Origin of the sequence: Amycolatopsis orientalis, assembly GCF_000943515.2 — a bacterium.
GTDB lineage: Bacteria > Actinomycetota > Actinomycetes > Mycobacteriales > Pseudonocardiaceae > Amycolatopsis > Amycolatopsis orientalis.
Genome location: NZ_CP016174.1, coordinates 7,287,819 through 7,307,437, shown reverse-complemented (window position 1 = coordinate 7,307,437; position 19,619 = coordinate 7,287,819). Strand labels below are relative to the sequence as shown.

Here is a 19,619-nt window from a genome sequence, read left to right as displayed (position 1 = left end):
CCGGTTTTGGCAAGGGGACGGGATATGGGGACACGCGGCGTCGCGACCGCCGGACTGTCGCTGACCGGCTCGCTCACCCGTGCCGCGCGCGCCGTCGCCGCCAGGGTGGAAGAGGTGCTCGCCAAGGAAGGCCTGACCCTCGACCAATGGCTGGTGCTGGACGTGCTGAGCGGGAAGGGTGGCCTCGCCATGGCCGATCTCGCCGACCGGACACTGGCCACTGGGCCGACCCTCACCAGGGTGGTCGACAAACTGGTGACCACCGCGCAGGCCTATCGCGAGGTCGACGCCGCCGACAGGCGCCGGGTGCTCGTCCACCTCAGTGCCCGCGGCCGGGCCACGTACCGGCGAGTGGCCGCGAAGGTGTCGGAGGTGGAAGCCCGGCTCGACGTCGCTGACGAAGTACTCGTGGCGTTACGGAGCCTTGGCGACTGAGGCGCGAACGCCGTCGGCCGCCTCGCCTGCCAGGTCCAGCAGTTCGCCGAACACCTCGTCCGTGATGTCGGCGAGGGATCTTTCCTCGCTTTCGCGAAGCCACAGGACGAACGAGATCCCGAACACGGTCATGCCCGACTCCGCCGCCAGCTTCGCCTGGAGTTCGCCGACACCCCGGGTACGGAGCGCGTCGGCGACCGTCGTGGCGAGGGTGGTCATCTTGTGCCGCTCCCGTTCTCGCAGCGCGGGATGCCGGTCGATCACGGACTGGCGCGTGCGGGACTGCGGGCGGCGCTCGTCCGGGAAGAAGTGCGACACCGACCGCAGGGCGAAGGCGACCACTTCGAGCGGCGACGCCTCCGGTGGGGCGGCGGCCACGCCGTCGACGAACGCCTGGACCAGCAGCTGCTGACCGTGGAAGAGCACCTCGCGCTTGTCGCTGAAGTGGCGGAAGAAGGTGCGCTCGGTCAATCCGACCGCCTGCGCGATCTCCGCCGCGGTCGTCTGTTCGAACCCACGGGTCGTGAACAGTTCGAGCGCGGCCTTCTGTAGCCGCTCCGGGGCTCCCGGTTGCCAGCGCGCCATGAGGACGAGTCTAGTGATGGCAGTGGCTGACATGCAGGCGTACGGTGGTGATGTCAGTGACTGACGTCTGTCGCTGACATCACCACAATGCTGAAGGAGAGCGCGTCATGCGTGTATTCGTCACCGGGGCCTCCGGCTGGATCGGCTCCGCCGTCGTCGACGAACTGCTGGCCACCGGACACGAGGTCAGCGGCCTGGCCAGGTCGGCCGCGTCCGCCGGGAAACTCGAAGCGAAGGGTGTCCGCGTCCGCAGGGGAGACCTGGACGACCTCGGTGGCCTCCGCGTCGGCGCCGAGAAGGCCGAGGCCGTCATCCATCTCGCGAACAAGCACGACTTCGCCAACCCGGCCGTGTCGAACGCGGCCGAGCGGGCCGCCGTCCAGGCCATCGGCGAGGCGCTCGCGGGTAGCGGCCGACCGTTCCTGCTGGCGTCGGGAATCGCCGGAGTCACGCAGGGAAGGCCGGTGACCGAAGCCGACGCCTCCCCGGCCCACGGCCCGGATTCGCCGCGCGGCGGCAGCGAGAACCTCGCGCTCGAGTTCGCCGCCCGCGGTGTGCACCCGGTGAGCCTGCGGTTCTCGCCGACCGTGCACGGCACCCGCGACCACGGGTTCATCGCGATCCTCGCCGGGATCGCCCGGCAGAAGGGCGTCTCCGGGTATCCCGGCGACGGAACCAACCGCTGGGCCGCCGTGCACGTCACCGACGCCGCCCGCATGGTCCGGCTCGGCCTCGAGAAAGCACCCTCGGGCGCGCGCCTGCACGCGGTCGCGGAGGAGGGAGTGCCGACCCGTGAGATCGCGGAGGCGATCGGCCGCGCGTTCGACCTGCCCGTCGCCTCGATCCCGGCGGACGACGTCCAGGAGCACTTCGGGTGGATCGGCACGTTCTTCACCCTGAACCTCGCGGCGACCAGCACCGGCACACAGGAGCTGCTCGGCTGGACCCCGACCGGCCCCACCCTCGTCGAGGACCTGGCCGGGGGCGCGTACTCGACGGTTCGGTAGCCGTCCCGGCGCGGAATTCCCTCGCCACAACGAATATCGGGCCATGACGGCGAAACCCGCGTGCCGTCCTCAAAGTGAGTGTGGTCAATGAGCAACCGAATCCGGCTTTGCTTGAGTACTTGCCCACCGGTGCGGTTGTAGGCGGGATCACTTCGCGGGTGGAGGGGCCTGTGCGGCCCCTCCCATCCCGTTCCCCTCTGCGACGTGCCCCCGGCAGGACTTGAACCTGCGACCTAGAGATTAGAGCGACACACTTGTCATTGTCTGTTGTGGACAGTCAATATCCAACGTGACCAGCAAGGTTCGCATTTGGAAATTCGAGTCAGCGGTCGTTGGTAGTCATGGTTTCGCAGTGATTGCGATGGGTTAACGATGGGCTGGCTTGCTGGTCTTGGCGCCCCGGTCGCACAAGTCCGCGACAGTAGGATCATGCTGTGTCGATCGCGTTGGGGACGTTGCCGGATTGGATTGCGGGCGTCAGTACGACCGGAGCCCTGATTGCTGCTGGGTTCGCGGCGAAGGCTGCGTTTGGTCAGGTCCAGCATCTCAAGAAGCAAGTCCGGCAGGCGACGCAACTTGAAGAGGACCGCCGCAAGGCGCAGCACCGAGCACAAGCGTCACAGGTTGCAATCTGGATCGAAACCGACGGTGACGTCCCTCGAATCATGTTTGGCAACCAAAGCGGTTTGCCGATCTATGCGGTAACAGTGGTTTGCCAGATTCACTGGCTGCAAAAGGCAATCACGGTTCCCTACAGTGCGCTAGGACCAACGGGTGTTGCCCGCGAACTTGTCCGCGTTCGTAAGAGCCTTGAAGCGACTGCCGCAGATGAGCTGTATACCCCCATTCGGGTGGTCAAAGGGATGGGGAGGGTGAAGCTGTCAAAGCAGCTCCGCGAAGGTAGCAAGCTCGGACAGCTCGGATCTTCGTCATGGGCGGACCTCGTTGCGGACAAAGTCAGCGTCGGGTTGTCGTTCAGGGATGCGGCGGAGGTTCCATGGGCACGTCATCCCAACGGCCATCTGACGGAACACGGGATGGGCGGCGCGGCAACAGCGCATCTCATGGGGGAGTGGGAGTTGCTTTGATCCACCTGCAAGTGGGGGTTTCCTCGTCCATCCCATCGACCTGGCGCAAGCCCGATCACGCCGTGTCAAGGGGGCACGCATCAACCTAGGCGCGCTTGCCTGCCTGCCGCCCCCTTGACACGGCGTGATAGCCCTCTGGGAGGTCGGTGGGATGGACGAGGAAGCACACACGACCGCGAGTTCCGCGCTCTCCTCGCCCATCCCGGAGGCCTGCCCGTCCGGCGAGGACATTGCTTGTTGACGGAACCTCGCCGCGGGGCCACGCCGGCACTGCCGTATTCCCTGGTCCACGGTTCGAACCCTTGTTGACGGCCCCTCCGACGGGTGGGTCGCTGGCTGGCTTTTCCACGGGCGACCGCCGGGGACCGGGCGCCAGCCCGCACGCCCCGGCGGGGCTTGCCCGTGGATCAAACACCCTGGCCAGCGGCCCCGGAGGGGCCGCCTTGAACAAGTAATGAAACTCTGAACACGCGAGCGTCATGACGGGCGACCGGACGCGGCGTCAGGCCTTGTCGATCAAAGCCCGCAGCAGAGTATTGATCTCGGCTATGCCCTGATTGACCTCGGCGAAGCTTCGGAGCGTCTCGGCATGCTGCCTGACTTGCGTCTCGCGGAGATCGTCGAGTGCGCGCGCGTAGTCGTTCAATGACTCCCGCGTAGCGTCCTGATTGGACTCATCATCCGACGTCGCGCTGTGATGCGGCTGGCGTTCGACGGGCGGGAGGGCGAGATTCTCCGGATCGGCGACGAAGACACCGCGACGTCGGACGGACCGAATTAGGCCCTGACTTTGCAAGAGACCTAGGGCTTTCCGAACGACAATGTCGGACACTCCGTACTCGCTCGCGATCTCCGGATAGCTTGGAAGCTGGCTCCCGGGCGAGAGCTCTCCATCGCGGATACGGCGTGCGTAGGCATCCGCAATGGTCACGTATGCCGGTTCAGCCATGAATTTGCCCCCTTCACATCCACCGGACCGCCCAACTGTAGGCCCCATCCAGGGAAACACCCCTTGATCGCGAGGTTTGGCCCACGTTGCGATCAAGGGGTGTTTCGAACTGAACGGTACCGCTGCTGGGGCTCGAAGCCCTTAAGTAGCGCGGGGCGGCAGGTCGCTCGCCGGGGTGAACTTGGCTTTGCAGTGGTAGCACCGCGACGCCGTGAAAGCCACGTCGCGATACCCACAGTTGGGGCATCCGTTTAGCCGGACCGGGTACGTCTCTCCAAAGTCAGGAATGACCTCATGCGGTGTCGCCTCGCCGTACGGACGCTCCGGGTCGACTGAACCCAGAGCGTCCGTGACGTAAGGCGCATCTTCGGCTTCGGCATGGTGGCTCATTCGGTCGTCCTACCTGGGTCGGTCCATGAGGTACGTGAACTCGTATCGATCGCTCGGAAAGACGATGTCTGCGGCCTCGATGGGGACAAGGTCATCGGTGTCGTCATGCGTTGCACGCACAGTCTGCCTGATCTCGACGACCGCGACACCCGGAGGGATCGCGAGGGTTCCAACCTCGATGGTTGTTGGTTCACGAACTACAAGGTTCTCTTCGATTTGGGCGAGCGTCCAGCCGATGGCAGCGAACCGGGCATTGAGCCCATGTGTGGCGTGCGGCCCCTCGTGCGGATGCTCGATGCTGGTACCTCCGGTGATGCTGCGCGGCTCCCACGACGTCGACATGCTCATTGGGCGACCGTCTGCCGAGATCTGGTACTTGGTCTCAGTGACGGCATCCCCGAGCTGAATCTCAAGTCGCCGCGCGACCCAGTCAGGTGCGTCAATGACCCGGGTCTCATGCTCTGCGGTTGGCGTTCGTCCCGCCCTCCCAGCCTCATGAACGTAGGTCCTCTCGGCTGCCTGGAAGTGACGGAACGGCATGGTTCGGACCATTCGCTTCATCTCGGCAACGAAGGTCCCCTTCCCGGGAACGCTGTAGAGCAGACCTTCGCTCTGCAAGAGCTGAAGTGCCTTCTTGCTCGTGATCATGCTGACGTCGTGCTGCTTGCAGAGAGCAGCAGCGCTCGGCACGGGTCCGTCGACCGGAAGAAGGCCAACGCGGATCTGCTGACGTAGATCCTCCGCGATCTGCATGTACTGCGGAGCGGGCTTCGTGGCACTTCGGTCATTGCTGCTCATGGCCTGCCGTCCTTAGTCCATTCGAGTGAGTAAGTTGGTATGCGTTGACTTACCTGGTCTGTCAGCACATAGTAGATATGTAACACGATACCAGCTACGAGGAGGCAGACATGAGGAACATCCCGGTGAACCTGGCGGGCTACCGGCTCACGGTCTCGGAGAACCCGGAGATGAAGATGCGCAAGGTCGACGGCCGCGACGAGACCGTGACCGACCGCGAGGGCAACGCCAAGTTCGTGGTGGCGCTCATGGTGAAGGCCAAGGGCGAGAAGGGCGAGGAGATCCGCGTGACCCTCGATGCCGACCCCGGCGAGGGCTTCTCGGAAGACGACATGACCCGCGTCGAGTTGATCGACCCGCGCGTGACGCCGTACTCGTTCAAGAACGACCGGGGTGAGACCGTCTCGGGTGTCGCCTGGGGTGCGGCCGGAATGAAGCCGCTGATCTGATCACGCGTCGCATCAATACCGCCAAATCGGCAATCTGCCCATTCGGGCATTGAATTCTTCTGATCATTGATAAATACATAGTGAGCCTAACTATGCCCAAAAACGCGCCTAATACGGCTACGCGCTTTGGTTCCTGACCCCATCTCGTCAGGAACCGGCGGGTGTATCCGTCATAGACGAAGTGAAGGGTTTAAAGATGGGTGAGCACGAAATTTTGGCTGCACAGTTGAATGAGTGGCCTTGGCTGCACTTGACGGAAGGGGATTGGTCGACCGGAGGGAACGACGAATGATCACGAAAGTACTGAAGGCTGAAATCGTGGAGGCGTACGACGGGGCGTTCAAGGCGCTGCAAAGTGCTGCGCGCAACTTGGAAGAGGTGGCGACGCTGGTGGAGATCGCGGACCGGGATTCCCGTCTCGCGAACCGCAGGATGCTCGATGACCTGGGAAATGTAACCGCCGAACTTGGCGCGATTCGTCGCCGCCTCGGAGATGTCGAGACCTATGAAGACCGGAGGAAGGAGAAGTGAACGAACGCGTGAGCCTCCTCCTCGGCGCGTACGAGAGCACCTATCGCGGAGTCCGCGAAGTGATCCGAGAGCTGGACCAGGCGGTGAGCTTGGCGCGCGGAGTGGACTCTGATGCGCGGTCTCGGACTAATCGAGTGATCGAAGAACTGATCGGAATCAACCAGGAAATTCACGCGATCGGAAAAAGCGTGGAAGGAGTGAAGAGCAATGGCTAAGTCTGCTGTGGACGCTCTGCGGAGTGGTCTTTCATCGTTCGACCCTAACGGCCCGAAGCGGAGTTCCTGAGACCAATCACGTGTGTTCGGCAAATTTCTGGTTGTCCCCCACGCGTATCGCGACCTGCAACGTGTGCGGTCGCCAATGGCGAATGTGAGGAATGTGATGGAGACGAGTTTCGCAAAGGCGACATTCTACCCGCTGTGGCTGCTCCTGGTCGCGGCACTGGTAATCGCGATGCCGGTGGCCGGGGTGGTTGCTCTGGTCCTGGGGTTGCTGGCGGTGGTCGGCACGCGGGGGAAGCGATGACGGGCGCGGTGGACTTGTTCGGGAATCCGGTGGATGAGCCGGTGACGACGGGACCGGCTGCCCCGCCGATCAACGACATGACTCTGATCGAGAAGGTGCTACAGGTTGCGGAGAACACCGGGTATGTGCTGGTCGGCCCCTCGGAGCGGGTGTACCACCTGGTCGCCCGCAAGACGATCGAGGTCGCCCCCCGCCCCGAGGAGGAGGCCGTGCACCAGCTCCTGACCGTGAAGTGGCTGACGAAGGGAGGTGTGCACGTCTACACCCACCACGGATACGAAGGGCCGGGTAACGCGGTCCTGGTGCCCAAGGCCACCAAGGTGAAGGCACGTCAGTGGCGCTCCCTGGCGCCGATTCCCTGTTCTCGCAAGCGAAAGGCATCGTGATGACGTCGCAGACGATCAACAACGTCAACAAGGCCCGGTTCGTCGAATTCGAGTTCGCGCTCGATGAGGTCCGCAAAGCGTTCGACGAGGTGGGCAAGCTCGGGAAGTCCCTGGACGACAAGGGCGCCACGGCGGACCGGTTCGAGGGATGGCAGGTCCCAAGCAAGTCCGAGGTACAGGCCGATCTCCGGAAGGCGTCCGGTGCGCTGGACGAACTCCGGGAGGTGGCACTCAAGCGCAAGGCGGAACTGATCTCGCGGGGCTGGCGAGTCTGATGACCACCCGCGAAGAAGACCTTGTCCACATCGCTGTGGAGCAGTCGTTTTGGTCCGGTCAGATGACCGCCGCGTGCGGGATCACCGCGAACGTGTCCGAAGTCGAGACCTCGTGCTTCGGCTACGTGTTCGCGACCTACTGCCCGGAATGCAAGCGACTGGCCAAGAAGACGTGGTTCTGAACCGAGCACCGAGGAGAAACCGATGAGCACCAACCAGATCGACGGCAAGTTGACCGAGCTGGACAACGCGATGAAGAAGCTCCGGACGGCGATGACTCGCCTGTCCAACCGGGTCGCCGGGTGCGGCAAGCAGCACACCGAAGCCGCCCGCAAGGTCGCGACCGCGATCACAACTGTGGAAGCGGCGAAACCGCTGTTCGCTGGCGGAGCGAAGAAGAAGCCCGCTGCCCGGCGACGCTGACCGCCGGACCGTAGTACCGACAACCGCATGACCGATCCGTCTGGACGTAGTGAGGGCCGTAGACCCCCGCGTCCAGTGTCCGGGGTTCTGCGGCCCTCCTGTGTCCATCAAGCACAGGAGATCTACCGATGAAGACTTCGAAGTCCAAGACCCGCCGTCCGAGCGGGAAGACCCCGATCCCGGCCCGATGCGCGGGCTGGATGCTGCGCCACCCCGGCGTCACAGCTATGCCGGCCGTTTTCGGCACGAGCGTCGTCGAGCTGGGCGCGGTGACCACCGGTAGCGCGGTGGCCGGGCTGGTCGGTGCCGGGCTGTCCTGGCGCTACCTGCACAAAGACTCCTACATGGCGGTGGCGTCCCCGCGGCTTCGTGCCGTCCGCCGTCGCTGGACCCGCTACATCGGCCGGTCCTGGAAAGAGTCCTTGGAGTACTGCAACCTGGTGGGGCAGGACCGCCGCACCGGCGAACTCCTCGTGCCCCGCCTGCTCCGGGTCGCCGCGCCCACCCCGTCGATCGACGTCCTCAAGGTCAAGTTCGTCAAAGGGCAGTCGCTGCGTGTCTTCCAGGACGTCCAGGAGGAGCTAGCCGCCGCGCTCGGAGCGGACGTGATCGCGATCGAGAAGGGCAGCAAGCCCCGGATCCTGACGATCACGCTGGTGCACGGCAACCCGTTCGACGACGTGATCCCCCCGGCCGATATCCCCGGCGAGGTGGATGAGGTCGACCTGAAGGCGATCGAGCTGGGCGACACCGAACAGGGCGAGATCTGGGCTGAACCGCTGCTCGGTCACCACTGGCTGATCTCCGGCGCGACCGGTTCCGGCAAGGGGTCGCTGCTGTGGAACCCGCTTCGGGCGATGGGGCCGATGATCCGGGAACAGGTCGCCCGGATCTGGATGATCGATCCCAAGGGAGGCATGGAGACCGAGCGTGGGAAGCCGCTGTTCTACCGGCACGCCACCTCCGCCGACGACGACGTCGAGTACGACGACGGCACCGGTCCCGAGGACGTCGATCCGATGCTCGGGCTGCTGCTGGAGTTCCGGGACCGGATGCGGGAACGTCAGGCGTACCTGAAGGCGCAGAAGAAGCGCAAGTTCACTCCCTCGGCCGAGACCCCGTTCGAAGTCCTGATGATCGACGAACTGGCGATGCTCACCGCGCTCGGTGGCAGCCGCTCCACGATCAGCCAGGTGAACCGGATTCTCGCGGAGATCCTCACGCAGGGCCGCGCGGCCGGGTTCGCGGTCGTGGCCTACGTCCAGGAACCGACGAAGGACACCGTGCCGGTGCGGGATCTGTTCACCCGCCGGATCTCGCTGCGCACCGGCTCGGCCTCCTATGTGGACATGGTGCTCGGGGAGGACGCGCGGCTTCGTGGCGCTCTCGCCGACGAGATCCCGGAAGAGGGCTGCGAGGGCATCGGCTACCGCACCTCGGAGAAGTCCCGCACCCCGATCCGCGTCCGCGCGGGCTACAGCACCGACGACGACATTGACGAACTCGTCCGACTGTGCACCCCGCACTTCGATGACGACGAACCGGGTGGCGTGCTCGTCCCCTTCGCCGCCTGACCGTCCAGAAAGGACACGATCATGACAACGGCACTCGTTTCACTCGAAGGGGTCGCCAAACTCGCAGCGATCGCCACCCGGTTGATCCGGGAGACACCAGCACCGGAACCGGCCTCGGTGTGCCTGACGCCGGGAACGTCCAGCGTCAGCATTCAGCCGAGCGTAGGACGTGACCCGGTGACCGTGATCGGCTCGCTCCTGGTCTGGACGCACTCGCTCACCGGACTGCACGGCGACTGGTGGCACACCAGTGCGGGAGATCTGCACATCACGCTTCACGGCAGGGGGCCGTCAGGTGCCCGGGTCAAGGTCTATAGCTCGTTCCCCTACAGCCGTGCCCGAAAACACCTGGGCCTCCGCAAGGGAGACCACGAGACCGTCACCCCGGACGAGCTTTACCTCCTCGCCCTCGAAATCGCCAAACAGAAGGAGAACGACCAGTGATCACGCTCAAACTTCTCTGGCTCTGGCTCAAAATCACTGGTGTCGCCGCGCTCGCCGTCATCCTCGAAGGCGTGCTCATCCGGGGTTTCTGGTGGACCGTCCTCGCGGTCGGCGGAACGGTCGTCGTCTACGTCGGACTGACGGTCGGGATCTGGAAGGAGTGGCACGCGGAACGCAATGGCGCCGGAACGTATCAGGTCATCCACTACACCCGCGATTGACCAGAAAGGACACTCGCCATGGCGTACGGGAACAGCTTCGCAGACATGCACCAAGATATCTGTGGCCACTTGAAGGTGGCCCTCAATGGCCTGGTAACCGGAACTTGGTTCGCGACCGGAGACGAGCACAACATGTCCGATAGCGCCTTCGCGGACCTCAAGACACGCCGGATCACGGCAACCCGGGAAGCCGAAGAGCTAATCGCGCAAGCGTTGAAGAGGCTCGATCAGGTCAATCCGGATCACGCGAGCAACGGCAGTAAGGGATGAGCCGTGAATGACAAGGAATCCCTGCCAGGCCCGGAATCCGACGTGTGGCACTCGGCGGTGTCCACATTGGAGGACGGGCTAGCGATCTACCCGCTTCGCTCGATCGAGGGTGTGCGGTTCGAGCACGCGACGGTCACGAACACGGCCGTCTCCGGTACCGCGTCCACGGTGCTGCTGCGGGTGAGCCAGTCCCCGCCGGGAAAACCGGACCGGGCATGGGAACTGGCGATGCCGCCGGAGTTCGCCCGCTACCTCGCGGCCATGCTCGACGCGCAAGCCCGCTACATCCAGACCGCTTCACCGGCAGGCACGGAGTCCTCGCGGGACACGTGAGATCTCCGTCGTGCCACGGGCGCCTCGCCCGTCCATCCCCCTGGAAGGAGGCAACATCATGTTCCGGAAACGCAAGATCGAGGGCGAGGACACCCCACGTTCCCGCCGGGTCCGCGCGCTGGCCGATCAGCTCGACGAAGCCCGCGACGTGCACCGGCTGTCCACCGATCCGATGTTGGGCGCGGTGACCGCCGACCGGTTCCGGGCCTCGATCACCCGAACCATGTGGGTGTTCCTCGCGATCGGGCTCGGGTTCACCACCACCGGCGTGCACGACTTCCTCGCCGGTGACCGGCCGATCACCGATCCGCTGTGGTGGGGGGCGTGGCTGGCCGAACCCGCGCTCGCGGGCATCCTGGTGACCCTGCTCCGCTGGGAAGCCTCGATGCTCTCCCACGGCGTCACCACGAACGCCAAGCCCGTGCGCTACCTCAAGCGCCTTCTGCTGGGCGCCACCCTGGTGGCCAACGTCTGGGCCGGACTCGCACCAGCTCACGGCGAGGTCTCCAAGGGCATGGTGTTCTTCCACCTGGTGATCCCGCTCGTGGTGTTCCTCCTGGCGGAGGTCATGCCGGTGATTCAGCAGACCTGTACCCGCGTCCGTGAACAAGCCCTCGCCACGGCCCCGGCCCCGACCAGCGGGAACACCGTGCGGCGAACCGCGGCTTCCCCGCCGCCCATGCCGGCCGAAATCCAGGCCCCCCGGCCCCCGACGTCGGCCACGTTCGCGAAGCTCCCCGCCAGCATCCGCACCACGGTCACCAGCATCACCGAGACCGCCCACAGTGCTGGCAGGCCCGTCACGGCCGCCGATCTGACTGCCAGGGTCAACCTGCCTGAGGCGATGCTCACCACGCTGGTGGACGAACTGAACGCTTCGATCAACCACCACCCGGTCACCGCCTGACCGGTTCCTCCCGCACCACGCACGTTCGCCGGGCAGCCCCCTTGGTGACCGTGCCGGGGTTTGCCCGGCTCTCTCGCGCCCGCACGAAATGGAGAGCCATGATCACCGAGCACGACGGGTCCTCACTGGCTACCCGCATCACCCGCCACCTCAACATTCGCCGCGTCCGCGACCGCGTGACCGCGACCGGCGGATGCCTTCAGCCGGTGCACCTGTCCGGCTACCGTGTCGTCACCGACCGCGCCACCGGCCGCACCCTCGACCACCACGCCGGGACCGTCTACGCCCCGTGCGGCAACCGCCGCGAGTCCGTGTGCCCCGCTTGCTCCGACCGCTACGCCGCCGACGCCTTTCACCTCATCCGGGCCGGAATGACCGGCGGCAAGTCGATCCCCGAGACTGTGGCGGACAAGCCCCGCCTGTTCGTCACCCTCACCGCCCCGAGTTTCGGCGCTGTCCACGGCCGCCGCACCACCCGCACCGGCCGCCGAATCCCCTGCGGATGCGGGGAACACCACCACGACGCTGACACACGCGTCGGCACCGCGATCGACCCTGAGACCTACGACTACCGGGGCGCTGTGCTCTGGCAGGGTCACACCGGCGACCTGTGGCACCGGTTCACCATCCGCCTGCGTCGCGAGATCGCCCGAGCGGCCGGAATCAAGGTCAGTGAGTTCGCTGACCACGCGCGGCTGTCCTACGCCAAGGTCGCTGAGTACCAAAAGCGCGGTCTCATTCACTTTCACGCCGTGATCCGGCTCGACGGCCCTGACGGCGCCCACGACCCCGCACCCGCATGGGTCGACAACACGCTCATGGAGCACGCCGTCCGCGCGGCCGTCGAAACCACCCACGTCTCCCGCCAATACATGATCGACGGCGAGAGCACAGAGCACGTGTTCACCTGGGGCCAGCAGATCGACGTCCGGCCCATCCGCCCGGCACACGCCGCCCAGATCGAGAGGGACGACGGCGAGATCAGCGACCGCGCGCTAGCCGGATACATCGCCAAGTACGCCACCAAGGGCACCAGCACCAGCGAAGTCCCTGATCGTCCTATCAGGTCCGAACGCGCGATCGAGCACCTGGATGTCCTACCGCACCACCGACGCATGATCGCCACAGCCTGGGAACTCGGAGCAAGCGAAGACCTCGCGTTCCTCCGGAAATGGGCACACATGCTCGGCTTCCGGGGCCACTTCCTCACCAAATCCCAGCGCTACTCCGTCACCTTCACCACCCTGCGCGGCAACCGCCGCACCCACCAGCACATCGCCACGCTCGAAGCCCTCGGCACCACCCCGGACAGCGTGACCGTCGTCAACCACTGGAACTACACCGGAAACGGCCACAACAACCCCGAAGAACGCGAGATCGCCGAAGCGATCTACGAAGGAAAACGACTACAGCGTAAGGACAAACTCGCAAAGGAGAACCAGCCATGAACCAGCCACTCATGACCGTCGAAGACCTCTCGACCCACCTCGGGGTCCCCGTCGGCACCCTCTACCGGTGGCGCACCACCGGCTACGGCCCGGCGGGCAAGCGCATCGGCAAGCACCTCCGCTACCGGCCTGAAGACGTCGACGCCTGGGTCGCCGAACAAGGGGGCGCGTAGTGCCCCGGCCACCCCTTCCGCTCGGGACGTGGGGCAAGATCCGGACGTTCGAATTGGAGGGCGGGAACTGGTGCGCGGTGGCGCGGTATAAGGATTACGACGGCATAGCGCGCCCCGTGGAACGAGTGGGGGAGACGAAGAGCAAAGCGGTAAACAATCTCCTCGAAGCCCTCCGAGACCGCGCGCAAGCCTCGCGCGACGGCGAGATCCTGCCGGATACCAAGGTCGCGGCCGTGGCCGAGATCTACTTCACGGAGTTGGATCGTTCGGACAAGGCGACCCGGACCAAACAGGACTATCACGGGGCGTGGAAGCGGTATCTGGAAGGTCCGCTTGCGAACCTCCGGGTGCGCGATATGCGAGTGTCCATTGTGAACCGTGTTCTGACGTCTGTTCGCGACAAGAGTGGCAGTGCCGCCGCCAAGCAAGCACGGGCGGTCCTGACCGCGACTTGCGCGCTGATGGTCCGGCATGACGCGCTCGACGACAATCCGGTGCGCGAGATCGAGTCACTGAGCAAGAAGAAGGACAAGAGCGGCAAGAAGCCCCGTTTGGTCAATGGACGAAACGCCGGGAGTGCACTCCAGCTCTTCCGCGACTCGGAGGACGCGGTGCGCTGGGACCTGGTCGACGTCCAAGAGGCCCTTTCCGGACTCGGCTGCCGGATCGGTGAATTGCTGGCGCTGGACTGGGAAACCTCGGTGGACTTTGACGGCGGGACCATCTGGATCCACGGCACCGTGATCAGGGTCACCGGTGTCGGGCTGATCGTCCAGGACTACACCAAGAGTCCCGCCGGGATGCGCCGCATCCGTCCCCCCGCCTGGGTGATGGACATGCTCCGGCGACGGCATGCCGCCGCGACATCACCGTGGTGCTTCCCGTCCTCTACGGGCACGCTGCGGGACCCGGACAACACCCGCAAGTACATCCGCCGGGTGGTCGAGGGAACGCCGTTCCAGGGGCTTCACCCGCACGACTGGCGGCACTACGTCATTTGGAGGCTCGACGCCGCCGGACTGTCGGCACGAGAGATCGCCGACTATGTCGGTCACGACGATCCGAGCACGACGCAAGACGTGTACATGGAACGGGGCGTCGTCGGGGAGGAGGCTAGTGCCGCGCTGGCCGCACGCCCAGCGGTCGCCGCCTGAAAACGAAGGGTAAACGAAGGGCTGATCAACGACGAAACCCCTGGCCACTTGCGTGACCAGGGGTTTCCCTGTGGCGGCGTGCCCCCGGCAGGACTTGAACCTGCGACCTAGAGATTAGAAGGCTCTTGCTCTATCCAGCTGAGCTACGAGGGCCGACGTCGGCGACGTTGGGTGTCGCCCAGCATCGGCAGCTTAGCCGTCGCCAACCTGTCGATCGTTCGACACCGCCAGATCGTTTCAGGTAGAGCCCACCGTTTTTTGGAACGCCCGTGAGCGCGTCACGGCGCGGGGTGACGCGCTCACGGGCCGGGGCCGCTTCGGGGGAGCGGCCCCTGGGTTCGCGCAGGTCGCGAGTCGACTCCTCTGCAAGCCACCGGCGCGAACCGCCGGGGTGGTCAGTCCCAGATCTTGAGGGCGCGGATCACGAACGGTCCCTGGGGTACGTAGGTGCCGCCACCCGGATAGGTGATGAAATCTCCTTCGGTCGTGCACTCTTCGCTCTGGTAAATGGTCACGTCGCGGCTCAGGCGGTTGACGAACGAATGCCCGTCGAAGCCCGCGGGCAAGGGAATGCATTCCTCGGGATTGGAAGTGCGCAGGTCGAATTTCTGTACCGTGCCGCCGAAGGATTCTTCGCCCCATACGCAGAACTCGCCCTTCTGACAGGAGGGTTCAGGCGGCGCGGTGGTGGCGCTCGCGACTCCGGTGCTGGTCAGCAGGCCGAACATGGCCAGCAGGAGCACGTGCGGGAGGCGTGCGCGCAGGTTCGTCAAACGTCGTCGCATGGCTGGGTTCTCCCCCGTGAATCGGCGGCTCGATCGTCGCCGGTGGATGTGTGATTCCACGATGACCCGAGGGGAAGGGTTTGTCTGCCCGCATTTCTACTGCTGTGGATAAGTAGATGTGCGCCGCTCGATCGGGGTGAGTTGTCCACAGATCGCCGGACGGTCTTGTGTTCGCCGGAAATCGCCGTTACGCGGGCCCGGTGGACTCCCGGACGACCAGTTCGGCGGGGACCTCGGCGGGTGCGGGCGCCTTCTCCCCGCGCAGCAGGCGCAGCACCAGATCGCCGGCCGCCCGGCCCTTCGCGGCGAGATCCTGCCGGACCGTCGTCAGTGGTGGTTCGGACCACTGGGCAGGCGGGACGTCGTCGAAACCCACGACGGAAAGATCACCCGGGACCGACAGCCCGAGGTGTCTCGCCGCCGAGATCGCCGCCAGCGCCAGCAGATCCGACATGCACAGCAGCGCTGTCGGCCGTGGATGCCGGTCGAGCAGGCCGAACGCGCTCGGCAGGGCACCCTCGACCGAAAGCCCGGACGCCTCCCAGATCGGCACGTCCTCCAGGGCGATACCCGCCCCGGCCAGCGTCTCCAGGTAACCGGCCATCCGCTCGCGGTTGTCGTGGAACCGGCTCTGCCCGGCCTCCGCCGCGCTCAGTTCGCCACCGCGCGGCGCCGAAAGGCACTGCGCCGAGAAGATCCCGATCCGCCGGTGCCCGAGTTCGAGCAGATGCCGGGCCGCCGCGGCCGCGCCTGCCCGGTCCGCCACCCCGATCCTGGCCGAACCGCGGAGATGCGGCTGGTCGATCACCACCAGCGGCATGCCCCGGTCGCGGACCGCGTTCAGCGCGGGCGCGCCGTCCGCCAGCGAATACGCCACCGCGATGTCGGCTTGGGCGGTCAGGATCCGTTCCGCGCGCGGGCCGCCGCTCTCGCCGTCGCCGGGGAGCAGCAGCAGGGCGTGGCCCTCGGGGTCGACGACGGTCGAAAGCGCGTCGAGGGTGAGCGAAAGCGCGGGATCCGAGAACGCCGTCGAAAGATTCGTGTCGAGCAGCACGGCGATCGCGCCGGTGCGGCTGGTGGCGAGGCTGCGCGCGGTCGGGTTCGGCCCCGCGTACCCGATCTTCTTGGCCGCGCGCAACACCTCTTCGCGCAGCTGGACGGACAGCTGATCGGGCCGGTTGTAGGCGTTGGAAACGGTCGCCCGCGACACCCCGACGGCGTCGGCGACATCGTCCAACGTCGGCCTTCGCCGTCGCGTGCTGGTCACCGCCGCAGTCTAGACCGAGCGTCGGCGCCTAGACTTTCTGAAGCGCTTAAGTCATTCTGGGGAAACAGGAATCGGAAGGAGACTGGGGTCTATGCGTGACCGTACGGCCGTTTTCGTCGTGTTCGCGCTCAACGGGGTCGCGCTCGGCTCTTGGGCGCCGCGGACACCGGCGCTGTCGGAAAGGGTGAGCGCCTCACCCGGTGTTCTCGGCCTCGCGCTGCTGGGGGCCAGCGTCGGCATGCTGCTCGCGGCGTCGGTGTCGGGGCGGCTGATCGAGCGGCACGGCGCCCGTGCGGTGGTCGCCGGCAGCGCCATCATCGCCTGCGCTTCGTTGCCGATGATCGGCTTCTCGACGTCGGTGCCCTTGCTGGCCGGGGCGCTGTTCGTGCTCGGGGTGAGCAATGGCGCGCTGGACGTCGCGATGAACGTCGCGGGCGTCGAGGTGGAGCGTCGCACCGGGCGCGCCATCATGCCCACTCTGCACGCCGGGTTCAGTTTCGGCGCGCTGGCGGGCTCCGTCGCCGCCGGCCTCGCCGCTTCACATCAGTGGTCGCCGGGAAGGCATCTGACCGTCGCCGCCCTGGTGGCGCTGGTCGTGCTCGCCTTCGTCATCGCGGCCGTGCCCGGCGCCCGGCCCGTGCGCGCCGAGATCGTCGAGAAGCCGCGGGTGGCGCCGGTCAAACGTCCCGTGCTCTGGCTGCTGGCCGCCATCGCGCTGTTCTCGGCGATCGCGGAAGGCGCGAGTTCGGACTGGTCCGCGTTGCTGATGACGTCCGTGCACGGCGTCGGCGAAGGCGCCGCCGCCTTCGCGTACGCCGGGTTCGCCCTGGCCATGGCGCTCGCCAGGCTCGCGGGTGCCTGGCTTCAGAACCGTTTCGGCCCGACCCGCGCACTGGCGGTGGGGGCCGGGTTCGCCGCGGCCGGGCTCGTGCTCGCCGCGCTGGCCCCGCTGCCGGTGTACGGATTCGTCGGCTTCGCGCTGGCGGGTGCCGGGCTGGCCGCCGCCTTCCCGATCGCGCTGAGCCTCGCGGGGGCGGCGGGCAAACGCGCCGACGGCACCGGAGGCGAGCGGGAACTGGCGTTCGTCACCGCGATCGCCTACACCGGTTTCCTCGCCGGACCGCCGCTGGTGGGCGGAATCGCGCAGGTGACGTCGCTTTCGGTGTCGTTCCTGTTCGTCGGCCTGACCGCCGCGCTGATCGTCCCCTCCGCGCTGGCCGCGGCGCGGGCCCGGAAACGCGAGGAGGTCTCGGAACCCGTCGCCCGTTGACATCCTCGCCACGCCGCGGGCAAGCTGACTGCTCGTAAACTGAAATGAATGCGACTCGCTCGCTGTTTCAGGAAGGCTGATCCGGGGAGGAGCGGCGTGAGGATGCTGATGCTCGGAGGCGTGGGGCTCCTGACCGGTCGTCACCAGGTCCCCGGGATCCCGGCCCGGCTGGTGCAGACCACCTTGCCCCGGCTCGTGCTGGTCCCGGTGGTGTTCCGGCTGGCGATGCTGGTGCAGGCGCTCTGGTCGGCCGGGCTCGGCGAGCCGTCGGTGCTGTGGACGATCGCGGTGCTGCATCTGGTGCCGAACGTCGCCGAAGCCGTCTGGATCTTCCGCTGGTCCGCTCGCGATGCCGCCGTCACGCGGCTCGTCCCGGTCGCCGACGCCGGATTCGCGGTGCTCCTGACGCTGGTGACCGCGCTCCTCGTGGCACCGGCGCAGGACAGCGCGATCGCGTCGATCACCTGGACCCATCTGATGGGCACGGTGATGATCTGGACCCTGCTGCGTGGCGCGGTGGCCGGCACGCTGGTCATCGGGGGCGCGGTGGTGCTGCACTTCACGCTGGACCCGGTCTCCCCGCTCGGTCTCTTCCTCACGCTCGGAACGGCGCTGGTGGCCTCGCTCGTGGTCGTCGGCCTGGTCGGCGCTTCGATGCGGTTCGCGCTCGGCTTCGGGGAACAGCAGGGCAGGGCGGCGGAACGCGAACGGCACCGCCGCGACGTCCACGACACCGTCCTGCAGGTGATGGAGTCGTTCGCGATCCCCGCGCCCGCCGACGAACTCGACCCGGCCGCCAGCCTCGACCGGGTCCGCCGCACCGCCCGTGCCCAGGCGATGCGCATCAGGATCAGCCTCGAACACGAACCCTCGGGTCCGGTCGGACTGCATCAGCGGCTCCGGCTGCTCGCCGCCGAGATGGCCGCGGAAGGACTGCGGGCCGAGGTCGTCATCCAGGACGACTGTGGTTCGGACCTCTCGGAGGAGGCGGCCGTCGCCCTGCACGACGCGACGCGGGAAGCCCTGCGCAACACCCTGAAACACTCCGGGACCAGGCGGGCCGTCGTCAGCGTCGAGGAGATCGGTGGCGGGATCTCCTTGACCGTGCGGGATCACGGCGCCGGTTTCGACGTCGGCGACCGGCGGCGTGGCTTCGGTCTCGAGAACTCGATCGTCGCGCGGATGGCGGAGGTCGGCGGCTTCGCCCGGATCGAATCCAGCCCCGGGCTGGGGACGCGGGTGGTGCTCCTCGCGCCTTCAGTCCTGAGTCTCCCCGTCGGGTGAGGCCCGCCACTGGCGGAACGGGCGGTCCAGCTTCCACTTGTCGCCTTCGCGCTCGACGACGCGGTATTCACAGGTCGTCGGATTGGACAGGGACTCGAACAGCTCGATGCTCCAGCTGAAGAGACGGCGGCACAGCAACCGGATGGTGAGGCCGTGTGAGACGACCAGCACGGTTTCGGGGTGATCTTCGCCGCAGGCCGCCAGCTCGCTGAGGAACGCCGCGACCCTGTCGTCGACGTCCGCCCCGGACTCGCCGAAGGGAAGCCGGTAGAAGAAGTGCCCGAACTCGTGACGGCGCTGCTTCTGGACCTCCTGCTCCAGCGGATCCTGGAGGTTGCCCCAGTCCTGTTCCCGCAGTCTCGGCTCCGGCACGACCCGCTCGCACGCGTCCTGGATGTCCAGTAGCCGCAACGTTTCCCGCGTCCGCAGATACGGGCTGACGTAGACCGCCGCCCGTTGGCCGCCGAGGAGTTCCCGGATACCCGGGCCCGCCAGCTTCGCCTGCTCACGGCCGCTATCGGTGAGGGGGAGGGCGTGGTCGGGAATCCGTGTGTAGGCGAGTTCGTCGACGTTGCCGAGCGACTCGGCGTGCCTCAGCAGGATGATCCGCACGCCGCCATCTTGCCCCTTGCGCGCCCGGCATACCCT

General features: G+C 66.4%; 28 protein-coding genes and 1 tRNA gene. 22 read left to right on the top strand and 7 right to left on the bottom strand.

Going from position 1 to position 19,619, the window contains the following annotated elements; all coding sequences use genetic code 11:
• Positions 1-24: 24 nt before the first annotated feature.
• Entirely contained in the window at positions 25-435 is a 411-nt protein-coding gene (locus tag SD37_RS31765; RefSeq protein WP_044855899.1) for a MarR family transcriptional regulator, read from the top strand.
• On the opposite strand, the gene SD37_RS31760 is transcribed toward SD37_RS31765, so the two are convergent.
• A complete protein-coding gene (locus SD37_RS31760) occupies positions 415-1,020 on the bottom strand; it encodes a TetR family transcriptional regulator (protein WP_044855900.1) in 606 nt (201 codons plus the stop codon). The two genes, SD37_RS31765 and SD37_RS31760, sit on opposite strands and share 21 nt — an antisense overlap.
• A 107-nt stretch (positions 1,021-1,127) precedes the next feature.
• Here SD37_RS31760 and SD37_RS31755 point away from each other — a divergent pair, with 107 nt between their 5' ends.
• Together SD37_RS31755 and SD37_RS31750 are read left to right on the top strand one after the other, a co-directional pair.
• Positions 1,128-2,027, top strand: coding sequence for an SDR family oxidoreductase (locus SD37_RS31755; protein WP_044855901.1), 900 nt, complete (start codon positions 1,128-1,130; stop codon positions 2,025-2,027).
• A 434-nt stretch (positions 2,028-2,461) separates the two neighbouring features.
• The gene (locus SD37_RS31750) at positions 2,462-3,115 is read left to right on the top strand and encodes a hypothetical protein (RefSeq protein ID WP_044852076.1); all 654 of its coding nucleotides are present in this window, start codon (positions 2,462-2,464) and stop codon (positions 3,113-3,115) included.
• Between the two features lie 502 nt (positions 3,116-3,617).
• Here SD37_RS31750 and SD37_RS43545 read toward each other — a convergent pair.
• Together SD37_RS43545 and SD37_RS31745 are read right to left on the bottom strand one after the other, a co-directional pair.
• Complete coding sequence (locus tag SD37_RS43545) at positions 3,618-4,064, bottom strand: GntR family transcriptional regulator (protein WP_083255135.1); 447 nt, start codon at positions 4,062-4,064, stop codon at positions 3,618-3,620.
• Positions 4,065-4,463: 399 nt separating this feature from the next.
• A complete protein-coding gene (locus tag SD37_RS31745; RefSeq protein ID WP_044852044.1) occupies positions 4,464-5,252 on the bottom strand; it encodes a GntR family transcriptional regulator in 789 nt (262 codons plus the stop codon).
• Positions 5,253-5,362: 110 nt separating this feature from the next.
• Between SD37_RS31745 and SD37_RS31740 the strand changes: the two genes are divergently transcribed.
• The 17 genes from SD37_RS31740 to SD37_RS31665 all read left to right on the top strand — a co-directional run bounded on the left by SD37_RS31740 (position 5,363) and on the right by SD37_RS31665 (position 14,365).
• Entirely contained in the window at positions 5,363-5,701 is a 339-nt protein-coding gene (locus tag SD37_RS31740) for a hypothetical protein (protein WP_044852045.1), read from the top strand.
• 288 nt (positions 5,702-5,989) lie between these two features.
• On the top strand, positions 5,990-6,232 hold the full coding sequence (locus SD37_RS31735) for a hypothetical protein (RefSeq protein WP_044852046.1): 243 nt from the start codon (positions 5,990-5,992) through the stop codon (positions 6,230-6,232).
• Positions 6,229-6,447 carry a hypothetical protein gene (locus tag SD37_RS31730; RefSeq protein ID WP_037317184.1) on the top strand — a complete coding sequence of 73 codons (219 nt, stop codon included), beginning with the start codon at positions 6,229-6,231 and terminating at the stop codon, positions 6,445-6,447. The genes SD37_RS31735 and SD37_RS31730 overlap by 4 nt, the downstream gene beginning before the upstream one ends.
• 166 nt (positions 6,448-6,613) lie before the next feature.
• Entirely contained in the window at positions 6,614-6,757 is a 144-nt protein-coding gene (locus SD37_RS43270; RefSeq protein WP_167369672.1) for a hypothetical protein, read from the top strand.
• A gap of 41 nt (positions 6,758-6,798) precedes the next feature.
• A complete protein-coding gene (locus SD37_RS31725) occupies positions 6,799-7,143 on the top strand; it encodes a hypothetical protein (RefSeq protein WP_145926777.1) in 345 nt (114 codons plus the stop codon).
• Positions 7,143-7,418: a hypothetical protein gene (locus tag SD37_RS31720; RefSeq protein ID WP_236725160.1), complete on the top strand. Its 276-nt coding sequence runs from the start codon at positions 7,143-7,145 to the stop codon at positions 7,416-7,418. The genes SD37_RS31725 and SD37_RS31720 overlap by 1 nt, the downstream gene beginning before the upstream one ends.
• Positions 7,418-7,600 (top strand): hypothetical protein, encoded by a 183-nt coding sequence (locus SD37_RS31715; protein WP_044852049.1) that lies wholly within the window; start codon positions 7,418-7,420, stop codon positions 7,598-7,600. The genes SD37_RS31720 and SD37_RS31715 overlap by 1 nt, the downstream gene beginning before the upstream one ends.
• A 22-nt stretch (positions 7,601-7,622) precedes the next feature.
• On the top strand, positions 7,623-7,841 hold the full coding sequence (locus tag SD37_RS31710) for a hypothetical protein (protein ID WP_037317194.1): 219 nt from the start codon (positions 7,623-7,625) through the stop codon (positions 7,839-7,841).
• A gap of 128 nt (positions 7,842-7,969) precedes the next feature.
• Complete coding sequence (locus SD37_RS31705; protein ID WP_044852050.1) at positions 7,970-9,415, top strand: type IV secretory system conjugative DNA transfer family protein; 1,446 nt, start codon at positions 7,970-7,972, stop codon at positions 9,413-9,415.
• A 21-nt stretch (positions 9,416-9,436) separates the two neighbouring features.
• Positions 9,437-9,859, top strand: coding sequence for a hypothetical protein (locus SD37_RS31700; RefSeq protein ID WP_065913023.1), 423 nt, complete (start codon positions 9,437-9,439; stop codon positions 9,857-9,859).
• The gene (locus SD37_RS31695; protein WP_044852052.1) at positions 9,856-10,080 is read left to right on the top strand and encodes a hypothetical protein; all 225 of its coding nucleotides are present in this window, start codon (positions 9,856-9,858) and stop codon (positions 10,078-10,080) included. Before SD37_RS31700 ends, SD37_RS31695 begins: the two co-directional genes overlap by 4 nt.
• An 18-nt stretch (positions 10,081-10,098) precedes the next feature.
• The gene (locus SD37_RS31690; RefSeq protein WP_044852053.1) at positions 10,099-10,350 is read left to right on the top strand and encodes a hypothetical protein; all 252 of its coding nucleotides are present in this window, start codon (positions 10,099-10,101) and stop codon (positions 10,348-10,350) included.
• 3 nt (positions 10,351-10,353) lie between these two features.
• Complete coding sequence (locus tag SD37_RS31685) at positions 10,354-10,683, top strand: hypothetical protein (RefSeq protein WP_236725159.1); 330 nt, start codon at positions 10,354-10,356, stop codon at positions 10,681-10,683.
• A 58-nt stretch (positions 10,684-10,741) separates the two neighbouring features.
• Positions 10,742-11,590 carry a hypothetical protein gene (locus SD37_RS31680; protein ID WP_044852054.1) on the top strand — a complete coding sequence of 283 codons (849 nt, stop codon included), beginning with the start codon at positions 10,742-10,744 and terminating at the stop codon, positions 11,588-11,590.
• Between the two features lie 98 nt (positions 11,591-11,688).
• Positions 11,689-13,038, top strand: a complete 1,350-nt coding sequence (locus tag SD37_RS31675) for a replication initiator (protein ID WP_044852055.1) — start codon at positions 11,689-11,691, stop codon at positions 13,036-13,038.
• Entirely contained in the window at positions 13,035-13,211 is a 177-nt protein-coding gene (locus tag SD37_RS31670) for a helix-turn-helix domain-containing protein (protein WP_044852056.1), read from the top strand. The genes SD37_RS31675 and SD37_RS31670 overlap by 4 nt, the downstream gene beginning before the upstream one ends.
• Before the next feature lie 53 nt (positions 13,212-13,264).
• Positions 13,265-14,365, top strand: coding sequence for a site-specific integrase (locus SD37_RS31665; protein ID WP_145926776.1), 1,101 nt, complete (start codon positions 13,265-13,267; stop codon positions 14,363-14,365).
• 79 nt (positions 14,366-14,444) lie between these two features.
• On the opposite strand, the gene SD37_RS31660 is transcribed toward SD37_RS31665, so the two are convergent.
• The 3 genes from SD37_RS31660 to SD37_RS31650 form a co-directional block, all read right to left on the bottom strand.
• Positions 14,445-14,518, bottom strand: a tRNA-Arg gene (locus SD37_RS31660).
• A gap of 242 nt (positions 14,519-14,760) precedes the next feature.
• A complete protein-coding gene (locus tag SD37_RS31655) occupies positions 14,761-15,150 on the bottom strand; it encodes a peptidase inhibitor family I36 protein (protein ID WP_044855902.1) in 390 nt (129 codons plus the stop codon).
• A gap of 187 nt (positions 15,151-15,337) precedes the next feature.
• Positions 15,338-16,387 (bottom strand): LacI family DNA-binding transcriptional regulator, encoded by a 1,050-nt coding sequence (locus tag SD37_RS31650; protein WP_044855903.1) that lies wholly within the window; start codon positions 16,385-16,387, stop codon positions 15,338-15,340.
• A 121-nt stretch (positions 16,388-16,508) separates the two neighbouring features.
• On the opposite strand from SD37_RS31650, the gene SD37_RS31645 reads away from it, so the two are divergent.
• The gene (locus SD37_RS31645) at positions 16,509-17,687 is read left to right on the top strand and encodes an MFS transporter (RefSeq protein ID WP_044855904.1); all 1,179 of its coding nucleotides are present in this window, start codon (positions 16,509-16,511) and stop codon (positions 17,685-17,687) included.
• A gap of 102 nt (positions 17,688-17,789) precedes the next feature.
• The gene (locus SD37_RS31640; RefSeq protein WP_044855905.1) at positions 17,790-18,971 is read left to right on the top strand and encodes a sensor histidine kinase; all 1,182 of its coding nucleotides are present in this window, start codon (positions 17,790-17,792) and stop codon (positions 18,969-18,971) included.
• On the opposite strand, the gene SD37_RS31635 is transcribed toward SD37_RS31640, so the two are convergent.
• Positions 18,945-19,583, bottom strand: coding sequence for a histidine phosphatase family protein (locus SD37_RS31635; RefSeq protein WP_044855906.1), 639 nt, complete (start codon positions 19,581-19,583; stop codon positions 18,945-18,947). The genes SD37_RS31640 and SD37_RS31635 overlap by 27 nt on opposite strands.
• Positions 19,584-19,619 lie beyond the last annotated feature (36 nt).

Bases quoted from the DNA above. Each gene is read 5' to 3' on its own strand.
- SD37_RS31765 (WP_044855899.1), top strand. From the start codon at position 25: ATGGGGACACGCGGCGTCGCGACCGCCGGACTGTCGCTGACCGGCTCG.
- SD37_RS31760 (WP_044855900.1), bottom strand. From the start codon at position 1,020: ATGGCGCGCTGGCAACCGGGAGCCCCGGAGCGGCTACAGAAGGCCGCG.
- SD37_RS31755 (WP_044855901.1), top strand. From the start codon at position 1,128: ATGCGTGTATTCGTCACCGGGGCCTCCGGCTGGATCGGCTCCGCCGTC.
- SD37_RS43545 (WP_083255135.1), bottom strand. From the start codon at position 4,064: ATGGCTGAACCGGCATACGTGACCATTGCGGATGCCTACGCACGCCGT.
- SD37_RS31745 (WP_044852044.1), bottom strand. From the start codon at position 5,252: ATGAGCAGCAATGACCGAAGTGCCACGAAGCCCGCTCCGCAGTACATG.
- SD37_RS31740 (WP_044852045.1), top strand. From the start codon at position 5,363: ATGAGGAACATCCCGGTGAACCTGGCGGGCTACCGGCTCACGGTCTCG.
- SD37_RS31735 (WP_044852046.1), top strand. From the start codon at position 5,990: ATGATCACGAAAGTACTGAAGGCTGAAATCGTGGAGGCGTACGACGGG.
- SD37_RS43270 (WP_167369672.1), top strand. From the start codon at position 6,614: ATGGAGACGAGTTTCGCAAAGGCGACATTCTACCCGCTGTGGCTGCTC.
- SD37_RS31720 (WP_236725160.1), top strand. From the start codon at position 7,143: ATGACGTCGCAGACGATCAACAACGTCAACAAGGCCCGGTTCGTCGAA.
- SD37_RS31715 (WP_044852049.1), top strand. From the start codon at position 7,418: ATGACCACCCGCGAAGAAGACCTTGTCCACATCGCTGTGGAGCAGTCG.
- SD37_RS31710 (WP_037317194.1), top strand. From the start codon at position 7,623: ATGAGCACCAACCAGATCGACGGCAAGTTGACCGAGCTGGACAACGCG.
- SD37_RS31705 (WP_044852050.1), top strand. From the start codon at position 7,970: ATGAAGACTTCGAAGTCCAAGACCCGCCGTCCGAGCGGGAAGACCCCG.
- SD37_RS31700 (WP_065913023.1), top strand. From the start codon at position 9,437: ATGACAACGGCACTCGTTTCACTCGAAGGGGTCGCCAAACTCGCAGCG.
- SD37_RS31690 (WP_044852053.1), top strand. From the start codon at position 10,099: ATGGCGTACGGGAACAGCTTCGCAGACATGCACCAAGATATCTGTGGC.
- SD37_RS31680 (WP_044852054.1), top strand. From the start codon at position 10,742: ATGTTCCGGAAACGCAAGATCGAGGGCGAGGACACCCCACGTTCCCGC.
- SD37_RS31675 (WP_044852055.1), top strand. From the start codon at position 11,689: ATGATCACCGAGCACGACGGGTCCTCACTGGCTACCCGCATCACCCGC.
- SD37_RS31670 (WP_044852056.1), top strand. From the start codon at position 13,035: ATGAACCAGCCACTCATGACCGTCGAAGACCTCTCGACCCACCTCGGG.
- SD37_RS31655 (WP_044855902.1), bottom strand. From the start codon at position 15,150: ATGCGACGACGTTTGACGAACCTGCGCGCACGCCTCCCGCACGTGCTC.
- SD37_RS31645 (WP_044855904.1), top strand. From the start codon at position 16,509: ATGCGTGACCGTACGGCCGTTTTCGTCGTGTTCGCGCTCAACGGGGTC.
- SD37_RS31640 (WP_044855905.1), top strand. From the start codon at position 17,790: ATGCTGATGCTCGGAGGCGTGGGGCTCCTGACCGGTCGTCACCAGGTC.